Below are 23,398 nucleotides of genomic sequence, written 5' to 3' on the forward strand. Positions count from 1 at the left end.
AATATCAATTTGCCATATTGTTTCAAGTCATGTTTTAGTGAAGCTGTGAAAACATACCTTTACATTAACGGTTTTCGTTCCATTCGTTCACTTCTTTCGTAATCTGTTCGAGGCCAAGCTTGTTCAGCTTCTGTACAAAATCGTCAAAGCCGTCCAGCGATTCCGAGCCCATAATAACCTTGGTGTAATACTCCATTTCCGTTTTAACGATGGTGCTGAATTTGTTTTTCATCGTCTCGGTTGAAGCTCCGTAATATTCGTCCATCATGAACAAATTGTTTTTGTAATACTGGTCCATGACGGAGAAGGAGCCCGTTTCGCCAAATACCTTTTCAAATTGCGCCAGCTTCATATCTCCTGCCTTGTATTTGACGATATTGTCATAATAGCTTTTTTCTTCCGAATTCAGTTTGGAGGTGTCGCCCGTTGCAAAAGCTTCCTTGACGTGAAGATGAGCGTTCATGTTCTTTTTGGAAGGCCAGGCGCGGAGCTGGTTCAAATGGGCGGCGCCTGTTTCCAGACTGCCGATATACTTGTCATACTCCTCTTTACTGGAGCCCCAATTTTTATCCGTCCAGAAGTTCAGCAGCTTAATTAACGCCTCGGGATTCTGAAAATCCTTACGGACGACATAATAGTTCGCCACGTTCAGCTTCACCTGAGGACGCGCAGGCTGGCCGTCGTTGGACAGCAGCGGCATCGCCCGCCAATCCGAGTCCGGGAAATTCTCCTTTGTCTGCTGCAGCGGATACATGCCGTTCCACATCGCGCCGAATTCAACTCCGACCCGGTTTGCACCGGCTAACTCGGCCGACTTGCCGGAATCCTTCGCTCCAAAGTCCTTCTCAATAAAACCATCCTTGTACAGACGATGCAAATAAGCTAGCGCATCCTTCATCTCAGGCTGGACGCTCCCGTATACAAGCTTGCCGGACTCATCCTTCACCCAGCTTTTGGGATAGGCGTGGAATCCGTTAAAAATACCGACCGCATCGCCAACCCCAGGGCTGAGAAAATCCTTGTTCAGCATAAGTCCAACGGTGTCCTTTTTTCCGTTGCCGTCCGGGTCCTTTTCCACAAAAGCGCGGATGACCTCGTACAGCTCATCCATCGATTTGGGTTTTTCCAGGTTGAGCTTTTGGAGCCAATCCATCCGAATCCACAGGAAGGAAGCCAGATCACCGGAGGAATCGGTGTTAGGAATCGCAATCAGCTTCCCGTCAAAGGTAGCTGAATCAAAAGCGATATCCCCTTCCTCATGCATGATATCCTTGGTGAGCTGAGAGGCGTATTGGTCATATACCGGAGCCAGATCTTTGTTAATCATATTGGTTTTGGACAGCGTGGCCAGCTGCTCCTTCGTCACGACCATAATATCGGGAATGTCTCCCGAAGCGATCGCAACGCTGGATTTCTGAAAGCTCTGGTCATCCCCTCTGGCAATCCACTTGTACGTAAGCTTGATGCCCAGCTCCTCCAGCTGGCCTTTGGCAAACACATTGGTGTTCAGCTGCTCATCCTTGAATTTGTCCGCAAATGAAGCGCCAACAGAAAAATGGGTGGATACCTCAAGCGGCGGATCGTATTTGGCGTTTGGATCGGCATTCACGGCCGTGCTGGCCGTTGGCTGCGGCGAAGATGTTCCCGCATTGGAATCATTTTGTCCCGAACATCCCGCCAATGCTGCTACCGCAAGCGTTATTGCCGCCGATACCTTAAACATGACCTTTTTATCCATAGCAGTTCCCCCTGGCCAATTGGTTTGGTTATGCCTTAACCTTTCACACTGCCGAGCAGCATGCCGCCTATAAAATACTTCTGTAAAAACGGATAGATCGCCATTATCGGAAGCATGGATACAAATATTTGCGCCGCTTTGACGGTTTTGTCGGAAATAGCGTTAATCTCTTTTAATTCGTCCGGCCTCAGATTGGTCAGATCCGAGCTTACAATGATGGATTGAATATAAGTTTGCAGCGGATAATTGTCCACATCATTCATGTAAATCATACCATCGAACCAAGAGTTCCAATGCAGAATGAGAATGAGCAGCCCGTTCGTCGCCAGCGATGGCGTGGATACCGGAAGATATACGCTCCACAGTGTCCGCAGATGACCCGCACCGTCCATAAAGGCCGCTTCCTCCAGCTCCTCCGGAATTTGGCGAAAAAAATTGAGCATCAGCAAAATGTTGAATACCGGCACGGCCGTGGGCAGCACCAGCGCCCAGATGGAATCCATTAATCCGAGTGATTTCACAACCATAAAACTAGGAATAAGGCCGCCGCCGAATATCGTCGTGAACATGAAAAACCAAGCGTACACGGAGCGTGAGCGGAGCTTGCGGACGTCCTTGGACAGCGGATAAGCAGCAAGCAGCACCATAACCAGACTTAACGTCCCGCCTAGAGCCACCCTTTCCAGCGTAACGCCAAACGAAGTGAAAAAAGCAGCATTTTCCAAAATGTAGCGGTAGGACATCCAGGTAAAATCTCTCGGCCATAGCGTAACCAGTCCGGCGCCAGCTGCAGCCTGCGAGCTCATGGACAGAGCCGCTATGTGGACAATCGGGAACAGGCAGGCAAATGAGAGCAGAATCAGAACGGCGGAATTAACGGCAACAAACAGCTTTCTTCCGAGCGGCGCTTCCTCTACCATGAGACCGTCCTCCTAAAAGATTCTGTAATTCACAACTTTGTAGGCCAAATAGTAGGACAGCGTAATCAGGACGAAGGAGACGATAGACTTGAACAATCCGACGGCGGTGGCAACGCCGTATTGCATTTCCTCCATGCCGATCCGGTAGACAAACGTATCCAGAATATCGGCGCTGTCATAGACCTGCGGACTGTACAGATTAAAAATCTGATCAAAGCCGGCGTTCAAAATGCTCCCGATATTAAGCAGCATCAGCAAAATAATAATCCCGCGTATTCCCGGCAGCGTAATATGCCACATTTGCCTGGTGTAGCCTGCTCCGTCCAGCACAGCGGATTCATACTGAGTCCGGTCGATGGATACGATTGCCGCCAAATAAACGATCGTGTCAAAGCCGACCTCCTTCCACACATTCGAAATAATGAGCGTTGCCCTGAACCAGGCTCCGTCGCCTAGAAAATAAATCGGCTGCATGCCCAGCGCCTGCAGCATATTGTTGATGATGCCTCCCGATGGCGACAAAATATCGATTAAAATGCCTGCAAGCAGCACCCAAGACATAAAATGCGGCAAATAAACGATCGTCTGGATGCCTCTTTTAAACAGCGTTTTTTTCACTTCATTCAGCGATAGAGCCAAAATAATCGGACAGACAGTGCCAGCCGCGATTTTAAGAACGGCAATAAAAAAGGTATTCCAAAGCACCTGCCGCACATCGGGAAAATCAAGCACGTATTTAAAATTATCCAGCCCAATCCAGGGGGAATTAAACCAGCCGTTAGCAGGCACAAAATCCTGAAAGGCGATCACGATTCCGGCCATTGGCCCGTAGCTGAATACGAGAACTAGAATGACCGGCGGCAGCAGCATTAGATGCAACGGAAGCTCCCGGTACAACCGCTTTAACGTTTTATTTGAATTCAACGGTCATCCATCCTTTCCTCGCTTCACTCTCCGTTCTTCAGACTGATGCTGCGCAGCACGACGGAACCGCTCGTTTCGTTTCGCGCCTTAAAAGCGGCGCCAGTTAGCGTTTTTCCGGGATAAGGGTGTGGCAGCACCATTTTGAACCATGTATGGCGGCCGTCCCTCACCGGAAGCACCGAGCCGGATACCTGAATGAGCGTGCGGTCGAAGTCATAAGCATCAAATCGATTTCCCGGCTTCAATCCCCAGGAGCAGTCAAGCGCGGAAAGATCGGTTCCGTAATTGACCGGCACAATAACTTTTTCCCCGCCTTCAAACGTAAGCTCGTACTCTCCAAGCAGGTCATGATCGGAATCGATGAAACGGCCGTCAAAAAACCATTGGAATTCGCGATACTGTGAAGATGCATGCGTAATCTCAATATGAGGGCCTGCCAAAATGGCTTTATTTTTATATTGGAACAGCTCCTCAAACACTTCTTCCGCAAGCTTGGGATACATGCTCTCCTCGTAGTGGTCCTGCCAGAACATCCTGCAGCCGTAAGCCATATTGAAAAAGATTCCGTTCCGCTGCAGGTAACTTTCCTTCAATGCGCTCCAGTTGGAAATTGCCGCTCCTTGAATGCCTTTGGCCAGCCTCGGCCCCCAGCCTGGAATGCCGGGACCTTCAAAGTTGCCGTACACCGTGTACAAATTCCGGTCCAGAAGCTGCTCGTCGAACTGTTTGCCGAAAAACCAGTACCAGTGCATAATCTCAATATCCTTCGGAATCATATCGATGGCGGCAAATGTAGCGGGTATCACTTGCTCGACATATCCTGCCTCGTTCACAATAATTCGGCGTGCTCCGGCGAACGCATGGCTGCTGCTTCCGCCGCTGTCCAGCAGCTTCTCCCCCCAGATCATCGTGCGGATGTCACGTTCCGTCAAATAACGGCTTATTTTCACCAGATCGTCCGTATACAGCTGGGCGGCGTCTTTGCCCCGGCAGGCGTCGCATACCGCAATGGTGTACAGCTCGTCATGGCCGACATGAACGGTCTCTGGCCTAAATACATCGATAATCTCGTCCAACACGTCGAATAACAGCTCATAACTTGCCGGGTTAGACGGACAGTAGGTGTCAGGGTATGGATCATCCTGCCGCTCCGCCAGCTCGGGATGCCTAGTAAGCAAATAATCGCAATGGCTGAGCGAAGGAACCTCCGGGATGACATCCAGGCCGCGTTCCGTGCAGTACTGCACTAGCTCTTTAACAGTTTCCTGCTTCAGCCAGCCGCCGCCGCCGTTTTCGCAATGAATCGAATTTTTCTCCCACGTAAATCCGTTCTGGATATCCTTTCCTTTGCCTGAATATTCGCGCATTTCATCGCAAAATTGCTGCCAGCCCTCATTGATTTCGGGATGCCGCTTAAATTCCATAGCTCCGCCAACCTCAAGGACGATTTTGTTGTACCGGTAATAACACGCCATATCGATGAAGGCTTTAAAGTATTCCACATCCTCTTCACCGGGCAGATAGATTTTCAGGCCGCGAAAGGAACATAACGGGTCGTTATAAATGATGCCCTTGCGAAAAAAACCGTTTTCACTTTGCTGTAAAAGGGAATATACGCCGTACATAAGCCCTCTCTGGCTTGCTGCATAGATTCGAATGTCATCAGCAGCCACAATGACGTATCCATCGGCATTTTCCCGATAGACAGGGCCAAAAGCGGCATTTACGGTGCCGATTATGTTCTCATCCAGCCCATTAATAAGCCGGACGGCGCTGTAATTGCCGGCTTGAGGCGTTTTGGCAGCAGCCTGTTCCAGTATAGGCTTAAGGAATCCTTCGGCCCCTTCAACCGCTGTATCCGCAGTTAAATAAGCTCCTTCCTGCTCCAGCCTTTCGTACCGGTTAAGCTTGTTCATCATTAGGTTTGACCTCCTTAGCTGCTTGCGGGTTAAAAAAAAGAGAGTGCGCAACAACTCCTGCGCTCTCTCTTATAGTAGAGTAGGGGCCTTCGCCCCGACTATTTCACAATCTTGATTTTGCTTGCACAATTCCGACTACTTGCCTGAGCTGCGGTATTCCTCCGGCGTTAATCCCGTCTCCTTTTTGAAAAAACGGGTAAAATAACCTGCTGTTGAGAAGCCAAGCCGCCTGGCTACATCCTGAATAAGATCGGCGTTTTCTCTTAACATCGTTTTTGCTTCCAAGATTTTTTGAGCGGTAATATAATCGGAGACGGTTTCCCCTTCCCTTTGTTTAAACAGCCTGGACAAATAATCCGGGTTCAGATGAACAAGCTCCGCCAGCCGGGTCAGCGACAGGTCCTCCTTCAAATTAGTCTTGATGTAACGTTTGATTTTGATGATGGCGTCATCCTGAATCCGGATGCCTTGGGACTCCTGAAAGTCGAACAAACTCTCGGCAAGCTGCCGCAGGACTTGCAGGAACGGAACGAAAACATCCGATTCAACAGCCGCAGCCCTCAGCGCTTTGATTCGGTCCCGATAATACGGCTCCTCTCCGATGCCGAGTCGGTTCACAGCCATGATCCCATGCAGAGACAGGGCGTAACAAACTTCAAGCTGCTCCGTATGATGAAGTGCCAATTCTTTAACCAGCTCTTCAATGGCTTCCAATTGTTGAAAGTAGGCTGTCTTTTGCGCAGTGTCAAAATAATGGCTTAACCTTCCGATCTCCCGCTTCAGCGGCTGCTGATGCTCGGCACGGATCGGGCCCATGCGCAGCTTCTCGATTTCAGCCATGTTATGTTCCGTAACGATAATTTGCCGCTCCTGGCTGTAATGCAAGAACAGCAGCTTCAGATACGAGAAGGTTTGCGGAATCGAGTCCCACTGTACCGGAGCTGTTTTCCAGGAAAAGGATATAGAAACGTCCAGATTTTTGGAGCAGGCCTGCTGGATCGTGCCCATCGTACCGCGTATAAACGTAATCAGGCTGTCCCAGGCGCTTTTCTCCGGCCCATGCGGCTGCATCAGCAGAACGAGATAGGTACGGTTGTAGGAGGGGTCAAGCATGTTGGCCATCGGTGATAGATAGCGGCGGCAAATAGCCTGGAGCCCCAAAAAAAGATCGTCCATCTCCCGCCTTAGAAGACCGGCTGGCGCATCCTCCAGTCTGACGATTCCCACCAGCACCGGCTCACCGCGGCGCAATGGAATATGCAGCTGCTGCAGCTCATGCTCGCTTCTGTCCGCTTCCGTCAGCAATCCTTCCAGCAAATCGGTAAAAAAGAGCGAGCGCATATAATCGCTCTGCCGTTTCCTCACTTCCTGAGCGTCGGCAAGCAGCGTTTCGATCGTAAGGCTTTCCTCCAGCTCGCGGATGCCGTCCTTTACCGCCTGAATAATCCGACTGTCGCCGTCCAGCTTCAGAATGTAGTTGGCATTGCGGTCTTGAATCGCTTTATATACATAATCAAATTCATCATAGCCGGTCAAAAAGATGATTTTACAATGAGGCCATTTGCCGCGAATCTGCTCCATCAGCTCCAGGCCGCTCATTTTAGGCATATGGATATCGGTCAGCACAAGATCGATCTTTTTGTGTGCGAGAAGGGCAAGCGCTTCGAAGGCCGAACTGGCCTTATGCAGCTCCAGCTCCAGATCGTCCTGCTGAGCAAACAGGTCAATCAGCCCGTCCAAAATATGCTTCTCGTCATCCACGATCATTAACTGGATCATTGTTCTCCTCCGCCCGGGTTAAGGTCAGCACCATCTTGATTCCGCCAAGCTCGCTTCGCTCGGCAGCAAGTCCGCTGGAAGGCCCCATTTTAACTTGCAGCCGTCGATGAACATTCAGCACAGCTGTCACCTCGGCGTCATGCTGCGGCAGATTCAGCATGGAATACAGCTTGCTCCATTGCTCCTCCGCATGATCCCCATTGTCTTCAACCGCGATTTGCAAACCGTTGTCCGCCACTTGGAACGACACGCGGAGCAAGCCGCCTTCGATTTTATCCTCTAGAGCGTGGACAAACGCATTTTCAATTAAGGGCTGCAAAATCAGCCGCGGCACCTGCATGTCCTTCCACTGCGCAGGCGTCTCCTCAAACAGAATGGAGATCCGGTCGTGAAACCTCACCTGCTGAATACCGGCATAATTTCTGGAATGGGCAATTTCATCCGCCAAGCTGACGGTATCCTTGGCATTACGCGTGACAAACCGGAAGTATCCGGCCAGCTGATGCACAAAATCGCTTGCCTGCTCCAGCTTCTCCGATTTGATCAGCCGAACCGTCATAAATAGGCTGTTGTACAGAAAATGAGGATTAATTTGCGACTGCAGCTGCTTCAGCTCCGCGTCCTGCAGCAGTATTTTCTGCTTATACACCTGGTCGATCAGCTGGCGGACACTCGCCATCGTTTGGTTGAACCTGTCATAAATATAATTGAATTCGTCGTCTCGACGATGATGAATCGGCAAGTTAAAATTTCCTGCTTCGACATTGCGGAATGCCCGGACGATTTTGGCCAGCGGAAGCCGGATGATCCGGTTAATATCAAGCAGGAACAGAGCAGCCGCCGACAGCGTTAAAATCGAGAATATCCAGAACCAGCGAACATGGCGGTTCAGGGATTCATAGATGCTGTCCTTCAAAATCCACTGTATGTAGGTCATATCGTAGTCAGCCGAGCGAGCCTGAACCGTAATATAATCGCCCTCCCGCTCCGGCGCCTCAAAGCTGGATTGAATGCCGAACCCGTCTCCGAGCGTCAACGACATTTTGCCCGAATACGAGCGTTCATTGGAGAGGTTCATATCCTGCTTCAAGGCGTCCGCCGACAGCTCGATTTCAACGATGAAATCGGGCCTGTATTCCGAGGTGCTGCCATAAGCAATAAGCGGAGAAGCCGCTTCCATAAACAGCTCGCCTGCGTCATGCACAAGCCGATAGGGTGAAGACAGACGACTTGTATTAAATGCTGCTTGCTCCATCGTATCCAAGCCGTCTGAAGCAGAGAGCCGGAGCTGTTCATGAGGCACCAGCAGGCGCACATCCTTAATCCATGGACTGCTGTTCATGACGGACTGCAGCCTGGCGCGAATGTAGAGCATCGCCCCGATTTTATCGTAGCTTTCCAGACTTTCCGGCGAATTGGCCAGCTGTACGACATACGGATCGCCAAGCAGCTCATACTGCATGGCAGAGATTTGGTTAAGACGGTTCTGCATGTCATTGATGTAATAATTCGCCTGGGCTTGAGCGGAAGCCGTAATTTCTTCCTTAATCTCGTTTTTGCTCCACTCATACATATAGAATCCCAAGGCGTAAAGCGGAGTAAGCGCAATCAAAAAACTGACCAACAGCCGTTTAAAAATACCGAATCTCCACTTGTTCCCCCACATAGGCTGCTCCTTCTTGGAGCGGGTCCGTGAACCCGCCCGGCGGATTTGACAGAACGACCAATTCATCTTAAGCTTAGCAGCATTGATAGCCCCCTATCAAAATGATTTTAATCAGGTGATGCGATTTGAATTATATCGGCAGAATGAATAAATGTCCCCCCGTACCCCGATGACCTAGCTCGATTCGGATGAAACCGGGAATTTGAGCTACCGATAGGGGGATTAACTGTGAAACCAAATATCTCGACTCCGTCCTTGCTGCTTCTGACCGTTCTGGTCGGATTTCCGCAAATAAGCGAAACGATCTATTCGCCCATCCTGCCTGATTTAGCCGAGGCAATGCGGGCAAGCAACAATATGGTGCAGCTGACGTTTGGCATTTACTTTCTTGGCTTTGCGCTTGGCGTATTTACCTGGGGCCGGCTTTCGGATTCCATCGGGCGGCGTCCGGCTATGTTATGGGGCATTCTCGTCTATGCCATCGGCTGCATCGGTTGTTATCTGTCCGGCTCCGTCTATTGGCTGCTGGCGAGCCGTTTTGTACAAGCTTTCGGAGCAAGCACCGGCTCGGTCGTCACGCAAACGGTTCTCCGGGAAAGCATGGATGGCCCCAAGCGGCTGGCGGCCTTCTCCGTCATCTCCGCCGCGCTGGCCTTTTCGCCCGCGCTCGGCCCGCTAATAGGCGGCTGGATGGACCAGCTCTTCGGCTACCAGGCCGTGTTTCTGGTGCTGATCGGAATGAGCGCTTTCCTGCTCGTTTACGTGTACCGGTCGCTTCCCGAAACCCGAGCGGCAGCAGCGGTCAAGATCAGCTTGAGCTCTGTTGCATGGAGGCTTGTACGCGACAAAAGAGTGTGGGCGTTCGGGCTGCTCATTGGCGTGACAAACGGCATTTTGTTCAGCTATTATGCTGAGGCGCCGTTTGTGTTTATGGAGTTTTTCCGCCTCGCTCCTGGAACGTACGGGTTTCTAGGCATTGTCGTCGCTCTCGCTTCCATGTTCGGCGCGATGCTGTCGCGGAAGCTTTCCAACCGTTATGCCGCTGAGCGAATCGTCCTGCTTGGCGCAGCCATAACCGTCGTTGGCGCGGCTCTGCTGCTGGGAAGTGCTTATGCAGCCGACAGCTCTTCGATGCTCTCGATGGCATCCGTCATTGCGGCGCTGTTTGTATTGCTGGCGGGCATCGGCCTGATGATTCCGGGTTGTTTAAGCCTTGCGCTTGCCGCTTACGGCGATGTGCTTGGCACGGCCGGAGCCATTTTCGGGCTTGGCTATTACCTCATTGTCAGCCTAGTGACAACGGGGATGAGCCGTGTCCACAACGGCACCTTGCTTGCGATGCCGGTCTATTTTCTGCTGCTGGCCGCAATTATGCTGGTTGTCTGCATTAGTCTGCAGCTGAAGCCGGTCCGGCCGCGGGCATAGGTAATCAAAAAGCCATTCCCGTTGTTATTGGGAATGGCTTTTTTTGATTAAGCTTCCAATAAAGACTGCCCGATATACTGCCCCTCCCGTATACCCGGCGGACAAGCATACAACGCGCTTGCTACATGCTGCGTGTATTCGTTTAAGCGGTCCTTGCTTTGCATGAGCCGGAGCATCGGAATGAACTGCTCCTGAGGATTGCGCTGATAGCTGAGAAACAGCAATCCGGCGTCAAGCTGGCCCGTTCTGGAGTCAATTCCGCCCGTGTAGGAATAAGCCCGGCGATGAATGCTTTGCCGGGATTGCTTCGCCAGCTCAACATGTGAATCCGCCGGCAGCCTGGCAGCCGTTACGGCATCGAATTCGCCGGCAGCACCGTACGCGGCCCCGCTCTCCTTCGTTCTTCCAAAGGTGTCCTCTTGATCTTTCAGGGAAGTCCGGTCCCACACCTCCAGCAGCATCCGGATTTTTCGGTAAGCCAGGTAGGATCCTCCCTGCATCCACAGAGGCTCGCTTTGTCCCGCCCAAACGACATCGTTGTAACCCTTGTCAGAATGATGGAGCAGATTGGCCGTACCGTCCTTGAAGCCGAACAGATTGCGCGGAGTCTGGCCTCCGTCGGGAACACTGATAAAACCTTCCTCCATCCAGTTTACAATAGCTTTTCCCGACGCCAGGCGAATCAGATTGCGCAGCGAGTGAAACGCAATTTGCTGGTCGTCCGCACATACCTGCACAGCAATGTCCCCCGCTTGAAAGGAAGGTTCGAGATGGTCCTTCGGCATGTGCGGAATTGACTGCAAATAGAGCGGTTTACGGTGATTGATGCCGAACCTGTCCTTGCCATCCGCTGCAAAAAACGACTCCCCAAATCCAAATGTCAGCGTCAGGTTAGCCGCGCCTAATCCGACCGATTCACCCGTATCCGGAGGCGGCAGCAAGTTGCTGCCGCTGTCCTGTCTGTGTCCGCCATCTGCCGCCAGCGTGCTGAACTTCGTCCACTCCTTCAGCATGGCTGACAGCTCGCCTTTGCTCTCGGCAATAACGCGAAAGCTGGCCAAATACATGTATTTTTGCTGCGGAGTCACAATGCCTGACTGCCGCGCTCCATAAAATGGATGTTTGTCGCTCTCAGACGCTGCAGCCGTTGATTGATCTCTGCCGAGCGCGGACATAATTGCACTGGCTCCGCCTCCTCCGAGCGTAAGCGCCGCTCCCGCAACAGCCGACAGCTTTAGAAAATCCCGGCGGGTCAGCCGGGAGGAGCCTTTGTCCGATTTCATTACAAAATCGCTGCCGTTTCCGTCATGAGCTCGGACAGTTGGCTCAATTTATCGCTAAGAGCCCGGATTTGCTGCTCCGTCAATTTATCGTAAGCGATGTAAGCTCCATTTTCCTGATAGTCGAGCAGCATAGCCTCCATTTCCTGGAACTTTTTGTCTATGCTTACGGCTAAATCGGGATTATGTTCGTTCAGAGCAGGAATAATGGCCAAATAAACGGTTTTGGAGCCATTAACATTGGCGGCAAGATCAACAAGATCGGTTTTGGAGAAAATTTCCTCTTCTCCAGTAATTTTTGATGTGGCTGCCTCATTGATCAGCTCAATTGCTCCGGCTACCATCGTTTTGGCATCCAGCTTAATGTCCTGAACCTTGCGCTCCAGTTCTTCCGTATCCTTCACGAGCTGATCGGCGTATACATCCTGACCCTTCAAGCTTTTGTCAGCCCATAGAGCTTTTTCAATCCGGTGGTAGCCGGTCCACTCGTCTTCGTTCTCCACATCGGCAAGGCGGGCGTCGACTCGCGGATCTAGATCCCCGAAGCTTTCTGCCACAGGCTCAATTGTTTCAAAATAAACCCGCGCTTTTGTATACTCCAGCTTGGCCTTTTCCATATCCCCGCTTTTCACCGCATCGGCAAATGTTTTTGTTGCTGAGGCAAAAGCAGCCGCCTGCTCCTTCACAAAAGTCTCATAGTTCGCCACCGCTTTATTTAGCAGCTCCGAGGAACTCGCGCTTGAAGGCTTCGCCTGCTCCAGCTTATCCAGAGCCTTCATCAAGTTCCGCGCCGTCACCGCAAGCGATTCAAAATCGACCTTGTCATATGCGGAGGCAGAAAAAATAGGCATTTCATATTTTTCAACCTCAGTGTATTCCAGTGGGAAGGTTTGGCGGACTGAATTTTCATAGGACAGCCAAAGGTCGTTAATTTCTTTGCCCAGCTTTTTGACCTCCGCCTCATCTTGCTTCGTCAATGCCGCTTGCAGCTGTACCGTCTGCTCTTTCATCTTGGCCGTACTGTCTTGAATAGCGGCTGTCGCTCCTTCAGGAGCCGGACTTTCAACCGCAGTGTTTTCTTGATTGGCATCGGAGCCCGCATTGCTGCCGCACGCCGTCAAAAGGATGACTCCGCCTAAGGAAAGAGCTTGTAATGCTTGTTTGCGTTTCGACATCTTTTATAAACCTCCGATAAAAAATTAGGTTGCAGGGTTAATCGAATTTTTTGCGGCTCGCTTGAACCGATTTGTTACAGCCGCCGCCAGCGCCAGCAGGATGAGCAGAAGCTGGGGAAGCGTGCTGTACCAGGAAGGATACAGGCTTATCGCAGCCAGCTCCGGCAGCCTGTCGCTTGCATTTGCAGGAATGATCCCCGCCATTTGCAGGCTGTGAATGCCGGAACCAAGGAATTTGAAACATAGGTAGAACACAATCAGGCTGGAGATGAGAAATAACGGCCGCACCGACACTTTGGAGCCGGCGAGGCGAATCAGCCATGCGGCGACACCCAGCATGCCAAAACCTGCGGCCAGTCCGATGACAAGCGTTCCGGCCGGCATTTTTCCGGCTAGGCCGATCAGAAAAAGAACCGTTTCCAGTCCCTCCCGGACAATGGCGAAAAATGCCAATAGTCCAAAGCTCGCCGCCCTGCCCGCAGAAGCCGCCCTTTGTGTTTGGCTTCGCAAAAATGCATTCCATCTTTGCACATCCGCGTTCCGATGCAGCCAATAGCTGACATAGAGCAGTAAAAGGCTTGAAACGACACCCGTCCAGCCGTTCAAGACGGAATTGCCGCTGCCGATTTCCGACGAGGTGAACAGCATGGACACCGCTATACCCGCTGCCAGGCATAATGCGATTCCAGCCGCGCTTCCCCCTGCAATCCAGCGTTTTGCTTTTCGGGAGGAGGATTGTTTTGCAGCTACGCTCAGCGATCCGATTACAAGCACAGCCTCAAGTCCTTCGCGAAAAGGAATCATAGCCGCATCAAGCCAGGAATAGCCGGTCTGTGCGAGCGGCTCAAGGTTTTCTGCCATCCGCTTCAGCAAAGCTGACGCTTGATCCCGTTGGGAATCATTCGCCAAGTAAGCGTCGGCAAGCACTAAATCCCGTTCCATTGCGTTGTATACGGACTGGGAGCGTCCTACCACATCGCCTTCGATAGACAGCCACTGCTTTTGCAGCTGCTTGACCTGCCTGGCCGCACCATCCCAGTCCTGTTGTTCAGCCAGTTGGCCTGCCTGATTGATCTGTGCGATATATCCGGTTAACGTCAAGCCGTTCCGGCCCTCATTGTTCGTGTAAGCTCCACTTTCGTAGGAATGAAGCGCAAAGCTCAACTCCGCCGCTGAATCGGAGGCCTTTGCGTCATTTCCACCAATAAGTGCAAGCGATAGAGACGCGATATGCCGGTCGATTTCCATGGCCAGATCAAACGATTCCAATTTAATTGAGCTTTTATGCTGAACCCACCATTTTTTAATCTCCTTAAATTGCGAATCCGCATCTGTCTGGTTATTTTGATCCAGGTCGGCAAGCAGCGCATCCGCCTTTGCAGCAATTTGCGGCGAACCGTTTGATTCCCCAGCAGCGGCGCTTGCACCGGCGAAACTTCCCGATAAGACAAAAATGACGATCAGGACCGCTGCGGTGAGCCGGCGGAGCGTACAGCTGAGACCGGCTCCCGTTGTACCCAGCATTCTGTTCCCCCTTATAATGACTACCAAAATTGAATCATCTTCATTGATAATGATTATCAATTAATATGTAAATAATAAGGCAGAAGTTTATTTAGTGTCAAACTAATTTTGTTCTAAACAAATTGGAAACATTTATTGAGTAGGATTAGCGGTGTGGGAAATCCTACAAGCGGGATGGAGTCTGTTGTAAAAGCTCCAAGGTTTGAACCGGTAAAGGACTGCGTTATTAATTCATATCGAAATTAATTCATAACGAATAATGGAGCAATTGGAGGTGAGCCCCGCTTCACGGGGAACAATGTGGACCTGACAACTATAATTAACCTGTTCATTCTGATCATTCTGCTTGCAATGACCGCATTTTTTGTCGGGTCGGAGTTTGCCGTCGTCAAAATTCGGATGTCCCGACTCGAGCAGCTCATAGCCGAGGGCAACAAAAAAGCCGTTACGGCCAAAAAAGTTGCCGGAGATCTCGACTACTACTTATCCGCCTGCCAGCTCGGCATTACGGTCACGGCGCTCGGTCTTGGCGCAATTGGCAAGCCAGCTGTGAAAAGCGTGCTGTCGCCGGTTTTCAGCGACTTAAATCTGTCTGACTCGGCCGCGTCCGCAGCCTCTTACGCCATAGCTTTTATCCTGGTGACGTTTCTGCATGTTGTCGTAGGAGAAATGGCGCCAAAGACTCTAGCGATCCAGTTTTCTGAGAAAATGACTCTTATGCTCGCCACGCCGCTGTACTGGTTCGGAAAATGGATGTATCCGTTCATCTGGGCGCTGAACGGCGCCTCCCGGGTACTGCTGCGCATGTTTGGCGTCAAGCCTTCTCCGCATGAACAGGCTTACTCGGAAGACGAGCTGAAAATTATTATGACGCAAAGCTTCCAAGGCGGCGCGATCGACGAGTCCAAGCTGGATTACATGGAAAATGTATTTTCGTTCGACGAACGAGCGGCCAAGGACATCATGGTGCCCCGCACTTCTATTGTTGCGCTTGATTTGCAGATGACCGACGCAGAAATTGTGCAGGTGCTCGATCAGTACAACTACACGCGGTACCCTGTCGTTGATAACGGCGACAAAGACCGTGTCATCGGCATCGTCAACGTGAAAAAAATGCTGCCCCATATCGTTGCCGGCCGGAAGCACAGCCTGAACGAATATGTCCGCGAGCTTCCTTCCGTGCTTGAGGTGACCTCGATTCAGCAGGCGATGATGCTCATGCAGCAGGAGCGCGTTCATATGGCGCTTGTAATCGACGAATTTGGCGGCACCTCCGGCATTTTGACGATGGAGGATATTCTGGAGGAGCTGGTCGGGGAAATCCGGGACGAGTTCGACGCCGATGAGGTAGCCGATATTCGGATGACCGGCAATCGAGAGTTCGTCATTCACGGCCGGGTGCTGCTCGATGATCTGGAGAAAGAGCTCGGTATCAGCTTCGAGGACCGGGAAGACGCCGGCGTCGATACGATTGGAGGCTGGATTCAGGTGCATAAAGGAGCCGTTGTCAGCCCCGGTGACGAGCTGAGAATGAACAAATTCATCTGGACGATTGAGGAAACGGATCATCTGCAGATCAAGCAGGTCCGCGTGCGTCCCTTGGAGGTGAATCGCTAAATGGATGGAATGATAGTGCTGAATTTGCTGCTTGTCGCTCTGTTTATCGGTTTGACCGCTTTTTTTGTCGGTGCGGAATTTGCGATTCTAAAGGTACGAATGTCCCGTCTGGATCAGTTGATTGCCGAAGGCAATAAAAAAGCGGTCAAGGCCAAAAAAGTGGCGCAAAATCTCGATTATTATTTGTCCGCCTGCCAGCTCGGCATAACGATTACGGCTCTCGTGCTCGGAGCCTTGGGCGAGCCTACCGTAGAGCGGATGCTGCATCCGCTGTTCACCCGGATGGAAGTGCCGGAGACGTTGTCCACTGTGCTTTCCTACGCCATTGCATTATCCATCATTACTTTTCTGCATGTCGTAATTGGAGAGCTGGCACCTAAAACACTGGCCATTCAATTTTCGGAAAAGATGACGCTGCTGCTGGCCCCTCCCCTCTACGGGTTCGGCAAAGCAATGAACCCGGTCATCTTCGTATTAAATCATTCCGCGCGAATTCTGCTCCGCCTATTCGGTGTTAAGCCGTCCGGGCACGAGACCGTGTACTCGGAAGAAGAATTAAAGCTGATTGTGGATCAAAGTTATAAAAGCGGTGAAATCAATCAGACCGAGCTGGAATATTTGAAAAACATTTTTGATTTTGAAGATCGCATCTTAAAGGAAATTATGATTCCAAAAGCTAAGATGGTCACAATTGAAGCCAATCTGCCTGTCTCTCTCGTTTTGGAAAGACTGGAACGGCACAGCTTTACCCGTTACCCTGTCGCCGACGGCCAGCAGCTTATCGGTTACATTAACTCCAAAGAGCTGCTGACGGGCATCGCAGCCGGAAGAAACCGCAGCCTGCAGGAAATGACCCATCCGATGCCGAGCTTTAAGGAAACCTCGTCTATCCGGGATGTCCTTATCGAGATGCAGAGAATACGGGTTCATATGGCCATTGTTACGACCGATATAGGCGTTCCTTGCGGACTCGTTACGATGGAGGACATTCTGGAGGAAATCGTCGGAGATATTCGTGACGAAGCCGTGATTGCACCGAAGCCGGTATGGCAATAATATCAAACGGAAATACACAGGCTCCCCTTTTTGGGTTAAGTGCCTGTGTTTTTTTCGTATTTGGAATTCATAACCAGAAATGTAACTGCGCTCTCGCGTCATTATTTGCAAATGCAACCATTTAATTTGATGAATTCCCCTTATATTCTCGTTTAATTCCGATGAGATTTTAAAGTATAGTTAACTTAAATTATTAGTTTAATCGCTTACATTTACCACCTGTCTCCTCTTTTTTAACGTCTGTTAATTAAGTTTCGCAAAAAAATTTCGTTTTGTTCATTTTGTTCACGGGCACTTTGCTGGAAAATTTGAGAAACTGTTTGAGAGGGGGTAGCTTCAATGCGTTTACAGACTAAATTAATCCTTACTATATGCTCCCTGTTGGGGGTCCTAATTCTCGCACTGGGCATTACGTTTTATTATGTTGTCACACGTATTGTCGAGCAACAAATTGGCGTCAGAGCATTGGCGCTTGCGGAGTCCATTGCGGCATCGCCGGATATTCGGGATGCAATGAGCGGTTCCAATCCCAGCCTAGCCGTTCAACCAATAGCAAACAAGATTCGTTTAAAAACAGGGGCGCAGTATATCGTCGTAGGCGACAAACACGGTATTCGCGTCGCACATCCCAATCCGGAAAAAATCGGAAAACCGATGGTTGGCGGAGACAACGGCCCCGTTCTTGAGGGCAAGTCGATTATTTCTGAAGCAACAGGCTCGCTGGGCCCGGCGCTGCGCGGCAAGGTTCCTATTTTTAACGAAGAAGGGCAAGTTATCGGCATCGTCAGCGTCGGATTCCTTACTTCTGAAATCGACCGAATTAATGATCCCTATCAAAAGATAATTTTTGTCGTAGGAGCTCTCGTGCTGCTGCTTGGAGCGGCAGGCGCCGTCTGGACTGCACGCGGCGTAAGGCGTTCTATCCACGGGCTGGAGCCTAAGGAAATCGGAGCCTTGTATATGGAGAAAAAGGCCATTCTGGAGTCAATTCGAGAGGGCGTCGTCGCCATTAACCGCGAAGGCCGCATTACCGTCATAAACCGAATTGCCCTGGACATTTTACAGGTGCCGGAAGATGTTACCGGAAGGTTAATTGAGGAAATTCTCCCCCATTCCGGTCTGCCGGAAGTCATTCATAACGGCGAGGTCCAGCTCGATCAGGAAATGATCATGCGCGGAAGAGAGGTTGTCGTTAACCGGGTGCCGATTATCGACAGCAGCGGCCAAGTAGCCGGGGCCGTCTCCAGCTTCCGCGACAAATCCGAGCTTTACCAGCTTGCCCAGGAGCTTTCCCGGGTAAAGCTGTTCGCCGATTCTTTACGAGCCCAGACGCATGAATTTTCCAATCGGCTATACGTCATCTCCGGGCTGATTCAGCTTGGCTCTTATAAAGAAGCTATTGACCTTATTCATTCCGAGGCTGGAATCCAGCAAAATCTACTCCAGTTTATTATGAGAGAAGTGCCCGATCCGGTCCTGGGCGGATTTCTGATAGGCAAGTACAATCACGCCAGAGAGCTAAAAGTGGACTTTATGCTCGACCCGGAAAGCAGCTTCCGTGATGTGCCGGAATCCATCGACCGCAGCCTTCTTGTAACGATTATGGGAAACCTGATTGATAACGCGCTTGACGCCGTCATTGCGAGAAGTACCCTCGCGGCGGATGAACGCAAGGTCAGCCTGCTGTTAACGGATCTTGGAACGGATTTGATTATTGAATGCGAGGATAACGGTGCCGGCGTGAAAGAAGGACTCGGAGAAACGATTTTTAATAAAGGGGTTTCAACCAAGCAAGGTGAAAATCGCGGCATTGGCCTCTATCTCGTCCAGCAGGCAGTCATTCGTCTCGGAGGCATGCTAGCCTTTAGCCGAAAGCCTTCAGGCGGCACGATTTTTATTGCTGCGGTACCTAAACATCAAGAAATTGAAGGGTGAGGAGAGATTACCGATGGTGCATCCAGAACAACCCGCCGCAGAAACCTTCATCGATGTGCTGATCGTCGAAGATGACCCCAGAATCGCAGAAATTAATCGGCGGTTTATCGAGCAGATTACAGGCTTCCGGGTTTGCGGCGTCGCCACCGATGCGGAGCAAGCCAAGCTTCAGCTAGAGCGTCTGGAGCCGCATCTGGTTTTGCTCGACATCTATTTGCCAGCTTCCAGCGGCCTGGAGCTGCTGTATCATATCCGCCAGCATCATCGCGGTACCGACGCCATCATGATTACCGCTGCCCGTGAGATTGAAGCGGTTCAGGAGGCGATTCGCAGCGGAGCATTTGACTATTTGATGAAACCGCTTGTGTTTGACCGGCTTAAGGAAACGATGCAGCGTTACGCCGCTTTTCGCCGGGAGCTGATTCGCCTCAGCGATTCGTCGAGCATCGGGCAGCATGACATCGACAGACTGCTTAGCCGATTGTCCGATTCGACTGTAAGCTCCGACGGCGCTCCCATGCTGCCCAAGGGCATCGACAAGCTGACGCTGGACAAAGTGTCACAAGCCATTTACAGCATCAAGGACGGCATGTCAGCCGACAAAATCGCCAAGCTGATTGGAATCAGCCGCTCTACCAGCCGCAGATACTTGGAGTATTTGGTCGGACTTGGCGTAATAGAGGCGGACTTGTCCTACGGTATCGGCCGGCCCGAGCGTGTATATCGCAGCCGGAACGCCGACGACAGGCACTGAGCTGCAAAAAAAGGTCTGAACTTCCATCACTCCAGATGATGTAGGTTCAGACCCTTTTTTCTGTTGGCGTTTAACGAATAAAAAAGCGGGCGATCTCGATGCTGGCATTTCCCGGCGAATCCGATCCGTGAATGACGTTTTCCGAAACGTCGAGGCCGAAATCGCCGCGGATCGTGCCCGGAGCAGCTTCGGCAGGATCCGTAGCACCGATCAGATAGCGTGAATTTTTCACGGCAGCCGGACCCTCCACGATCATGGCGAATACAGGACCCGAGGTGATGTAATCGACAAGCTCGCCAAAAAACGGCTTATGCGCCAGATGGCCGTAATGCTCCTTCGCCGTTTCCGCGCTAACCTGAATAAGCTCGGCCTTTGCGACGGAAAGTCCCTTTTTTTCAAACCGGGATACGATCTCGCCGATGAGACCTCTGCGCACCCCGTCGGGCTTAATCATGACGAAAGCTTTTTCGCTCATATGTACCTGCCTCCTTGTGTCCCGTAGGAATAAGAGAATTGTACCATGTAGGATGTGCCAGGAATGCGATCGATATCACACCCGTTTAGGAAGGATCGTTCAGGCGGGCAGCCTTTGCTTCCTCCGCTTTTTTTTGCAGCCCTTTGCTTACATACGGCTTAGGCTTGCTACTGGCTTTGCGTTCTGCAGCCTGCCAGCGGTTCCAGCCTTTTTTGCCGGTTCCGCGTCCAGTGCCGCCGCCCTTTGATTTACTCATTGTGTATCCACTCCGTTCGTCCCCTAATCCTATCAGGTTGGGGCCCCGGCCGCAAATTTAAGCTTGTCTTAAGCTTGTCTTCTCTATCTTCCCGGCTGGGGCGGACGATTGTAGCCGTTCTCTCCGTACGGCTGGAGCTTCTCCAGCCATGGCTTCATCATCATTTTTAATTCCCATTTGCGGTCCGTAATTTTGACAGGGTCATACTCTTTCTGCTCCAGCACTTCATATTCAAACGCGTCCGGTCCATGCTCCCTCCAATCGCGCTGCAGCTCTAGATTAGCGAACATGCCCATGGCAAGCTGGCCTTGCAGCGTGCTCCATTTATTTTTGAGATTGGGATAACTCGCCACAAACACTTTGCCGTTTGTTTTATTTTTAATTTGAATGACGCCTATATACGTTTTGATTTCTTTAAATTGCTCTTGAAGCTCCTTTTTGCGGCTTTTGTCCACGGTGTCAAACCTCCAACTTAGTAAATTACTGATTTAGTAATTTTAAAGTGGGGCTGCATCCGCTGTCAACTCGAGTCCCCGGATTAACGAAAGTCTGGAAATGAACGGGCTTCCGGGTTAAGATAGACCCGGTGCTGCAATTCACCTAACTAAACTCATCCAAAGGATACCCATATGAATAATAACGATAGTCAAACAGGCTCCCTTAAGCTGTTTTTCTGGTTTTATTTCGTGCTCTATTCCGGCAATGCGCTATACGGCACCTTCGCTCCGCTCTATTTCCGCGAGGAGGGCTACAGCGCCTCCGACATCGGGCTGCTTTTAAGCGTCGGCCCGTTCGTCGCGATGCTTGCGCAGCCGGCCTGGGGCTCCGTAACCGATAAAGCAAGCTCAAAAAACAGCGTGCTTGCAACGATGCTTATCGGCAGCGGTATTGTCATGCTGCTCTTCCCCATCTCACCGACATACGGATGGCTTATGGCTGCGATTGGTCTGTTCACGCTGTTCCAATCCTCGATTACCGCCGTAGCCGATGCCATTACGCTTGAAGCGCTTGGCAAACGCGCCGCGCATTACGGTCTGATCCGTATCGGCGGCACAATCGGGTTTGCCGTAATGAGCATCGGATTCGGCATGTACGCCGAGCGGGTGGCGCTTGATGGCATGTTTGGCGCCTACGCCATCGTCATGGCTGCTTCTGTCGCAATCCTGATGTTTTATCCTAAAGTGAAGGGCCATCAGTTCGGCGGTCGCAAAATGAATGTGACGCAGCTGTTCCGCAACCGCAGGCTTGTCCTTTACATGAGCATTTGTTTTGTCATCAACACTACGCTCGGGTACTATTACGCCTTTTTCCCGCTCTACTTCACCGAGATTGGAGCCGGCAACGATATGCTCGGCTGGTCGATGGTCATCTCTGCATTAGCCGAGCTTCCGTTCCTTTTCTACAGCTCCAAGCTGCTCAAAAAGGTGCCGGTATCTGCTATTCTGTTATTCGCCGGCGGAGCGGCTGTCCTGCGATGGATGCTCTACTTCCTCCTAGATTCGCCGTGGCTGGTGCTTCCCGCGCAGGCTCTGCACGGATTGGTGTTCATTGTTGTCGCCGTAACGATGTCGGTATACATCAATAAAGAGGTGCCGCCGGAGCTGAGGGCAACCGGCCAGACTCTGAATGCGCTCATTAATTTGGGCGCCGCAAGGGTCTTCGGCAGTTATTTGGGAGGTTATGCTAGCGAGGCGTCCAGCCTGCGGGCCGTATTCCTGTATGCCGCACTCATTCTGAGCGCTGCGCTCGTTGTATTCGCCGTTTGCTCCTGGCGCATGGAACGCAACGGCCTTGAAGGGAAACGTATAGCGGGATAATGCTTGTTCAAAAATAGTCAATTAGCCGTATCCTTCCTGCCTTGTCCTGCATTATATGAGGAAAAGGGAGGGATACTAGAATGGCCGTTATTTTCAAACAAGTAGGAGAGACCGCTATATTCTCTGCAGATGCTGAAGTAAGGACCAACGATGGAATCCTAGAGGTCAGCATTGTAGAAACTCAGCGAATCCCAACTGGCAAACTGAACGGGGTGCTTCAGATTTCCTTAAACGGAAGGCCTTTACTTATTTCCTCGAGCAGCGTTTGGCCGTTGTCGAAAGGCGGCGGCATCCGGAAGCAATTCCAGGTTTATGACAGCAATAAGCTTGATGAGCTTGGAGTTGCGCTCGTCCGGGTTTTTGAAAAGCTGGCCAGGGAATTGAAGAGATTTGAAAGCAATGGACCCATTCCGCAAAGACTTCCGTGTTTTATTCGGATTCCTCTATGCCGTCTCGCCTATTCCCAATACATCGTTGCCTGCAGGCTTAGGGGCAGACCCGCACAGGACTGTCTGCGGGAGGCGGAAGCGATTTACAACAACTGCAAGGGCAGATGCTGAAGCCTATTACGGCTCTGCTGCAAAAAAATAAAGCCGTTCGGAGCCGGGACAATTTCCCGGTGTGCCGAACGGCTTTATTTTCAAATCTTACTTCTTCAGGCCATCTGCTCTGTGTTGGCGTCATCGCTCCGAGATTCATGGCTGCCGCGTGCGCCAAGCTTGAACACGAGAATCCCGGCAACAAGCAGCAGCACGCCGGCAACCTTTGCCGGCTCCAGCGGAACACGCTGAAGACCAAACAAGCCAAGGGAATCCCAGAGCATAGCAAATGCAAGCTGGGCGCACAATACGATGCTGATTGCATAGGTAGGACCGAGCCGCTTGATCCCCTGCACAATGCAGGTTACGATGCCGACTCCAATTAATCCGCTGAAGCCATGCCAAATCTCCACGCCTTCCAGCCGGAACATGTTTGCTCCCTTGAAGCCTAAACCGAGCAAAAAGGATGAGGAAAAACCCATCGCCAATATAAGCGTTGTAGTCGTCCACATGCCAGCCTTTTGATCCACTTTGTAATTAAACAGATTTTGCAGGCTAAGCAGTAAGCCAACTCCTAATGCCCACGCTAATCCAACCAT

The 23,398-nt window shown here is 51.2% G+C and carries 19 protein-coding genes; 6 read left to right on the plus strand and 13 right to left on the minus strand.

Annotated features, from left to right (window positions below; translation table 11 throughout):
• Positions 1-64: 64 nt before the first annotated feature.
• From M3223_RS00060 to M3223_RS00085, 6 genes are all read right to left on the minus strand, one after another.
• Positions 65-1,738 carry an extracellular solute-binding protein gene (locus M3223_RS00060; protein ID WP_251557723.1) on the minus strand — a complete coding sequence of 558 codons (1,674 nt, stop codon included), beginning with the start codon at positions 1,736-1,738 and terminating at the stop codon, positions 65-67.
• Positions 1,739-1,773: 35 nt separating this feature from the next.
• Positions 1,774-2,658: a carbohydrate ABC transporter permease gene (locus M3223_RS00065; RefSeq protein ID WP_251557726.1), complete on the minus strand. Its 885-nt coding sequence runs from the start codon at positions 2,656-2,658 to the stop codon at positions 1,774-1,776.
• A gap of 12 nt (positions 2,659-2,670) precedes the next feature.
• Positions 2,671-3,528, minus strand: coding sequence for an ABC transporter permease (locus M3223_RS00070; RefSeq protein ID WP_251559745.1), 858 nt, complete (start codon positions 3,526-3,528; stop codon positions 2,671-2,673).
• A 77-nt stretch (positions 3,529-3,605) separates the two neighbouring features.
• Positions 3,606-5,501 carry a family 20 glycosylhydrolase gene (locus M3223_RS00075; protein WP_251557729.1) on the minus strand — a complete coding sequence of 632 codons (1,896 nt, stop codon included), beginning with the start codon at positions 5,499-5,501 and terminating at the stop codon, positions 3,606-3,608.
• Positions 5,502-5,636: 135 nt separating this feature from the next.
• Entirely contained in the window at positions 5,637-7,280 is a 1,644-nt protein-coding gene (locus M3223_RS00080) for a response regulator (RefSeq protein WP_251557731.1), read from the minus strand.
• Positions 7,255-8,946, minus strand: a complete 1,692-nt coding sequence (locus M3223_RS00085) for a sensor histidine kinase (protein WP_251557733.1) — start codon at positions 8,944-8,946, stop codon at positions 7,255-7,257. Before M3223_RS00085 ends, M3223_RS00080 begins: the two co-directional genes overlap by 26 nt.
• Positions 8,947-9,174: 228 nt before the next feature.
• Between M3223_RS00085 and M3223_RS00090 the strand changes: the two genes are divergently transcribed.
• Positions 9,175-10,371: a multidrug effflux MFS transporter gene (locus tag M3223_RS00090; protein WP_251557735.1), complete on the plus strand. Its 1,197-nt coding sequence runs from the start codon at positions 9,175-9,177 to the stop codon at positions 10,369-10,371.
• Between the two features lie 47 nt (positions 10,372-10,418).
• Here the strand turns inward: M3223_RS00090 and efeB are convergent, their stop codons facing one another.
• From efeB to M3223_RS00105, 3 genes are read right to left on the minus strand one after another with little or no spacing between them, the layout of a single operon-like run.
• Entirely contained in the window at positions 10,419-11,654 is a 1,236-nt protein-coding gene (gene efeB, locus M3223_RS00095) for an iron uptake transporter deferrochelatase/peroxidase subunit (RefSeq protein ID WP_251557737.1), read from the minus strand.
• Positions 11,654-12,826, minus strand: a complete 1,173-nt coding sequence (efeO, locus tag M3223_RS00100) for an iron uptake system protein EfeO (protein WP_251557739.1) — start codon at positions 12,824-12,826, stop codon at positions 11,654-11,656. The genes efeB and efeO overlap by 1 nt, the downstream gene beginning before the upstream one ends.
• Before the next feature lie 24 nt (positions 12,827-12,850).
• The gene (locus M3223_RS00105; RefSeq protein ID WP_251557741.1) at positions 12,851-14,350 is read right to left on the minus strand and encodes an FTR1 family protein; all 1,500 of its coding nucleotides are present in this window, start codon (positions 14,348-14,350) and stop codon (positions 12,851-12,853) included.
• Between the two features lie 300 nt (positions 14,351-14,650).
• On the opposite strand from M3223_RS00105, the gene M3223_RS00110 reads away from it, so the two are divergent.
• The 4 genes from M3223_RS00110 to M3223_RS00125 all read left to right on the plus strand — a co-directional run bounded on the left by M3223_RS00110 (position 14,651) and on the right by M3223_RS00125 (position 19,712).
• Positions 14,651-15,967, plus strand: coding sequence for a hemolysin family protein (locus M3223_RS00110; protein WP_251557743.1), 1,317 nt, complete (start codon positions 14,651-14,653; stop codon positions 15,965-15,967).
• A complete protein-coding gene (locus M3223_RS00115) occupies positions 15,968-17,023 on the plus strand; it encodes a hemolysin family protein (RefSeq protein ID WP_251557745.1) in 1,056 nt (351 codons plus the stop codon). It abuts the gene before it with no gap.
• 339 nt (positions 17,024-17,362) lie between these two features.
• On the plus strand, positions 17,363-18,958 hold the full coding sequence (locus tag M3223_RS00120) for an ATP-binding protein (RefSeq protein WP_251557747.1): 1,596 nt from the start codon (positions 17,363-17,365) through the stop codon (positions 18,956-18,958).
• Between the two features lie 13 nt (positions 18,959-18,971).
• The gene (locus M3223_RS00125; protein WP_251557749.1) at positions 18,972-19,712 is read left to right on the plus strand and encodes a response regulator; all 741 of its coding nucleotides are present in this window, start codon (positions 18,972-18,974) and stop codon (positions 19,710-19,712) included.
• A gap of 70 nt (positions 19,713-19,782) precedes the next feature.
• On the opposite strand, the gene ndk is transcribed toward M3223_RS00125, so the two are convergent.
• The 3 genes from ndk to M3223_RS00140 all read right to left on the minus strand — a co-directional run bounded on the left by ndk (position 19,783) and on the right by M3223_RS00140 (position 20,898).
• Complete coding sequence (gene ndk / locus M3223_RS00130) at positions 19,783-20,187, minus strand: nucleoside-diphosphate kinase (RefSeq protein WP_251557752.1); 405 nt, start codon at positions 20,185-20,187, stop codon at positions 19,783-19,785.
• Positions 20,188-20,272: 85 nt separating this feature from the next.
• Positions 20,273-20,443 carry a DUF3934 family protein gene (locus M3223_RS00135; RefSeq protein ID WP_251557754.1) on the minus strand — a complete coding sequence of 57 codons (171 nt, stop codon included), beginning with the start codon at positions 20,441-20,443 and terminating at the stop codon, positions 20,273-20,275.
• A gap of 83 nt (positions 20,444-20,526) precedes the next feature.
• Positions 20,527-20,898: a GIY-YIG nuclease family protein gene (locus M3223_RS00140; RefSeq protein WP_251557756.1), complete on the minus strand. Its 372-nt coding sequence runs from the start codon at positions 20,896-20,898 to the stop codon at positions 20,527-20,529.
• Between the two features lie 174 nt (positions 20,899-21,072).
• Here M3223_RS00140 and M3223_RS00145 point away from each other — a divergent pair, with 174 nt between their 5' ends.
• Complete coding sequence (locus M3223_RS00145; RefSeq protein WP_251557758.1) at positions 21,073-22,260, plus strand: MFS transporter; 1,188 nt, start codon at positions 21,073-21,075, stop codon at positions 22,258-22,260.
• Positions 22,261-22,915: 655 nt separating this feature from the next.
• Here the strand turns inward: M3223_RS00145 and M3223_RS00150 are convergent.
• A complete protein-coding gene (locus M3223_RS00150) occupies positions 22,916-23,398 on the minus strand; it encodes a DMT family transporter (protein WP_251557760.1) in 483 nt (160 codons plus the stop codon).

This window comes from Paenibacillus pasadenensis, assembly GCF_023715725.1.
Lineage (GTDB): Bacteria > Bacillota > Bacilli > Paenibacillales > Paenibacillaceae > Paenibacillus_O > Paenibacillus_O pasadenensis_A.

Bases quoted from the DNA above. Each gene is read 5' to 3' on its own strand.
- M3223_RS00125 (WP_251557749.1), top strand. From the start codon at position 18,972: ATGGTGCATCCAGAACAACCCGCCGCAGAAACCTTCATCGATGTGCTG.
- M3223_RS00150 (WP_251557760.1), bottom strand. From the start codon at position 23,398: ATGGTTGGATTAGCGTGGGCATTAGGAGTTGGCTTACTGCTTAGCCTG.
- M3223_RS00060 (WP_251557723.1), bottom strand. From the start codon at position 1,738: ATGGATAAAAAGGTCATGTTTAAGGTATCGGCGGCAATAACGCTTGCG.
- M3223_RS00105 (WP_251557741.1), bottom strand. From the start codon at position 14,350: ATGCTGGGTACAACGGGAGCCGGTCTCAGCTGTACGCTCCGCCGGCTC.
- M3223_RS00065 (WP_251557726.1), bottom strand. From the start codon at position 2,658: ATGGTAGAGGAAGCGCCGCTCGGAAGAAAGCTGTTTGTTGCCGTTAAT.
- M3223_RS00080 (WP_251557731.1), bottom strand. From the start codon at position 7,280: ATGATCCAGTTAATGATCGTGGATGACGAGAAGCATATTTTGGACGGG.
- ndk (WP_251557752.1), bottom strand. From the start codon at position 20,187: ATGAGCGAAAAAGCTTTCGTCATGATTAAGCCCGACGGGGTGCGCAGA.
- M3223_RS00135 (WP_251557754.1), bottom strand. From the start codon at position 20,443: ATGAGTAAATCAAAGGGCGGCGGCACTGGACGCGGAACCGGCAAAAAA.
- efeB (WP_251557737.1), bottom strand. From the start codon at position 11,654: ATGAAATCGGACAAAGGCTCCTCCCGGCTGACCCGCCGGGATTTTCTA.
- efeO (WP_251557739.1), bottom strand. From the start codon at position 12,826: ATGTCGAAACGCAAACAAGCATTACAAGCTCTTTCCTTAGGCGGAGTC.
- M3223_RS00120 (WP_251557747.1), top strand. From the start codon at position 17,363: ATGCGTTTACAGACTAAATTAATCCTTACTATATGCTCCCTGTTGGGG.
- M3223_RS00070 (WP_251559745.1), bottom strand. From the start codon at position 3,528: ATGCTGCTGCCGCCGGTCATTCTAGTTCTCGTATTCAGCTACGGGCCA.
- M3223_RS00085 (WP_251557733.1), bottom strand. From the start codon at position 8,946: ATGTGGGGGAACAAGTGGAGATTCGGTATTTTTAAACGGCTGTTGGTC.
- M3223_RS00075 (WP_251557729.1), bottom strand. From the start codon at position 5,501: ATGATGAACAAGCTTAACCGGTACGAAAGGCTGGAGCAGGAAGGAGCT.
- M3223_RS00115 (WP_251557745.1), top strand. From the start codon at position 15,968: ATGGATGGAATGATAGTGCTGAATTTGCTGCTTGTCGCTCTGTTTATC.
- M3223_RS00145 (WP_251557758.1), top strand. From the start codon at position 21,073: ATGAATAATAACGATAGTCAAACAGGCTCCCTTAAGCTGTTTTTCTGG.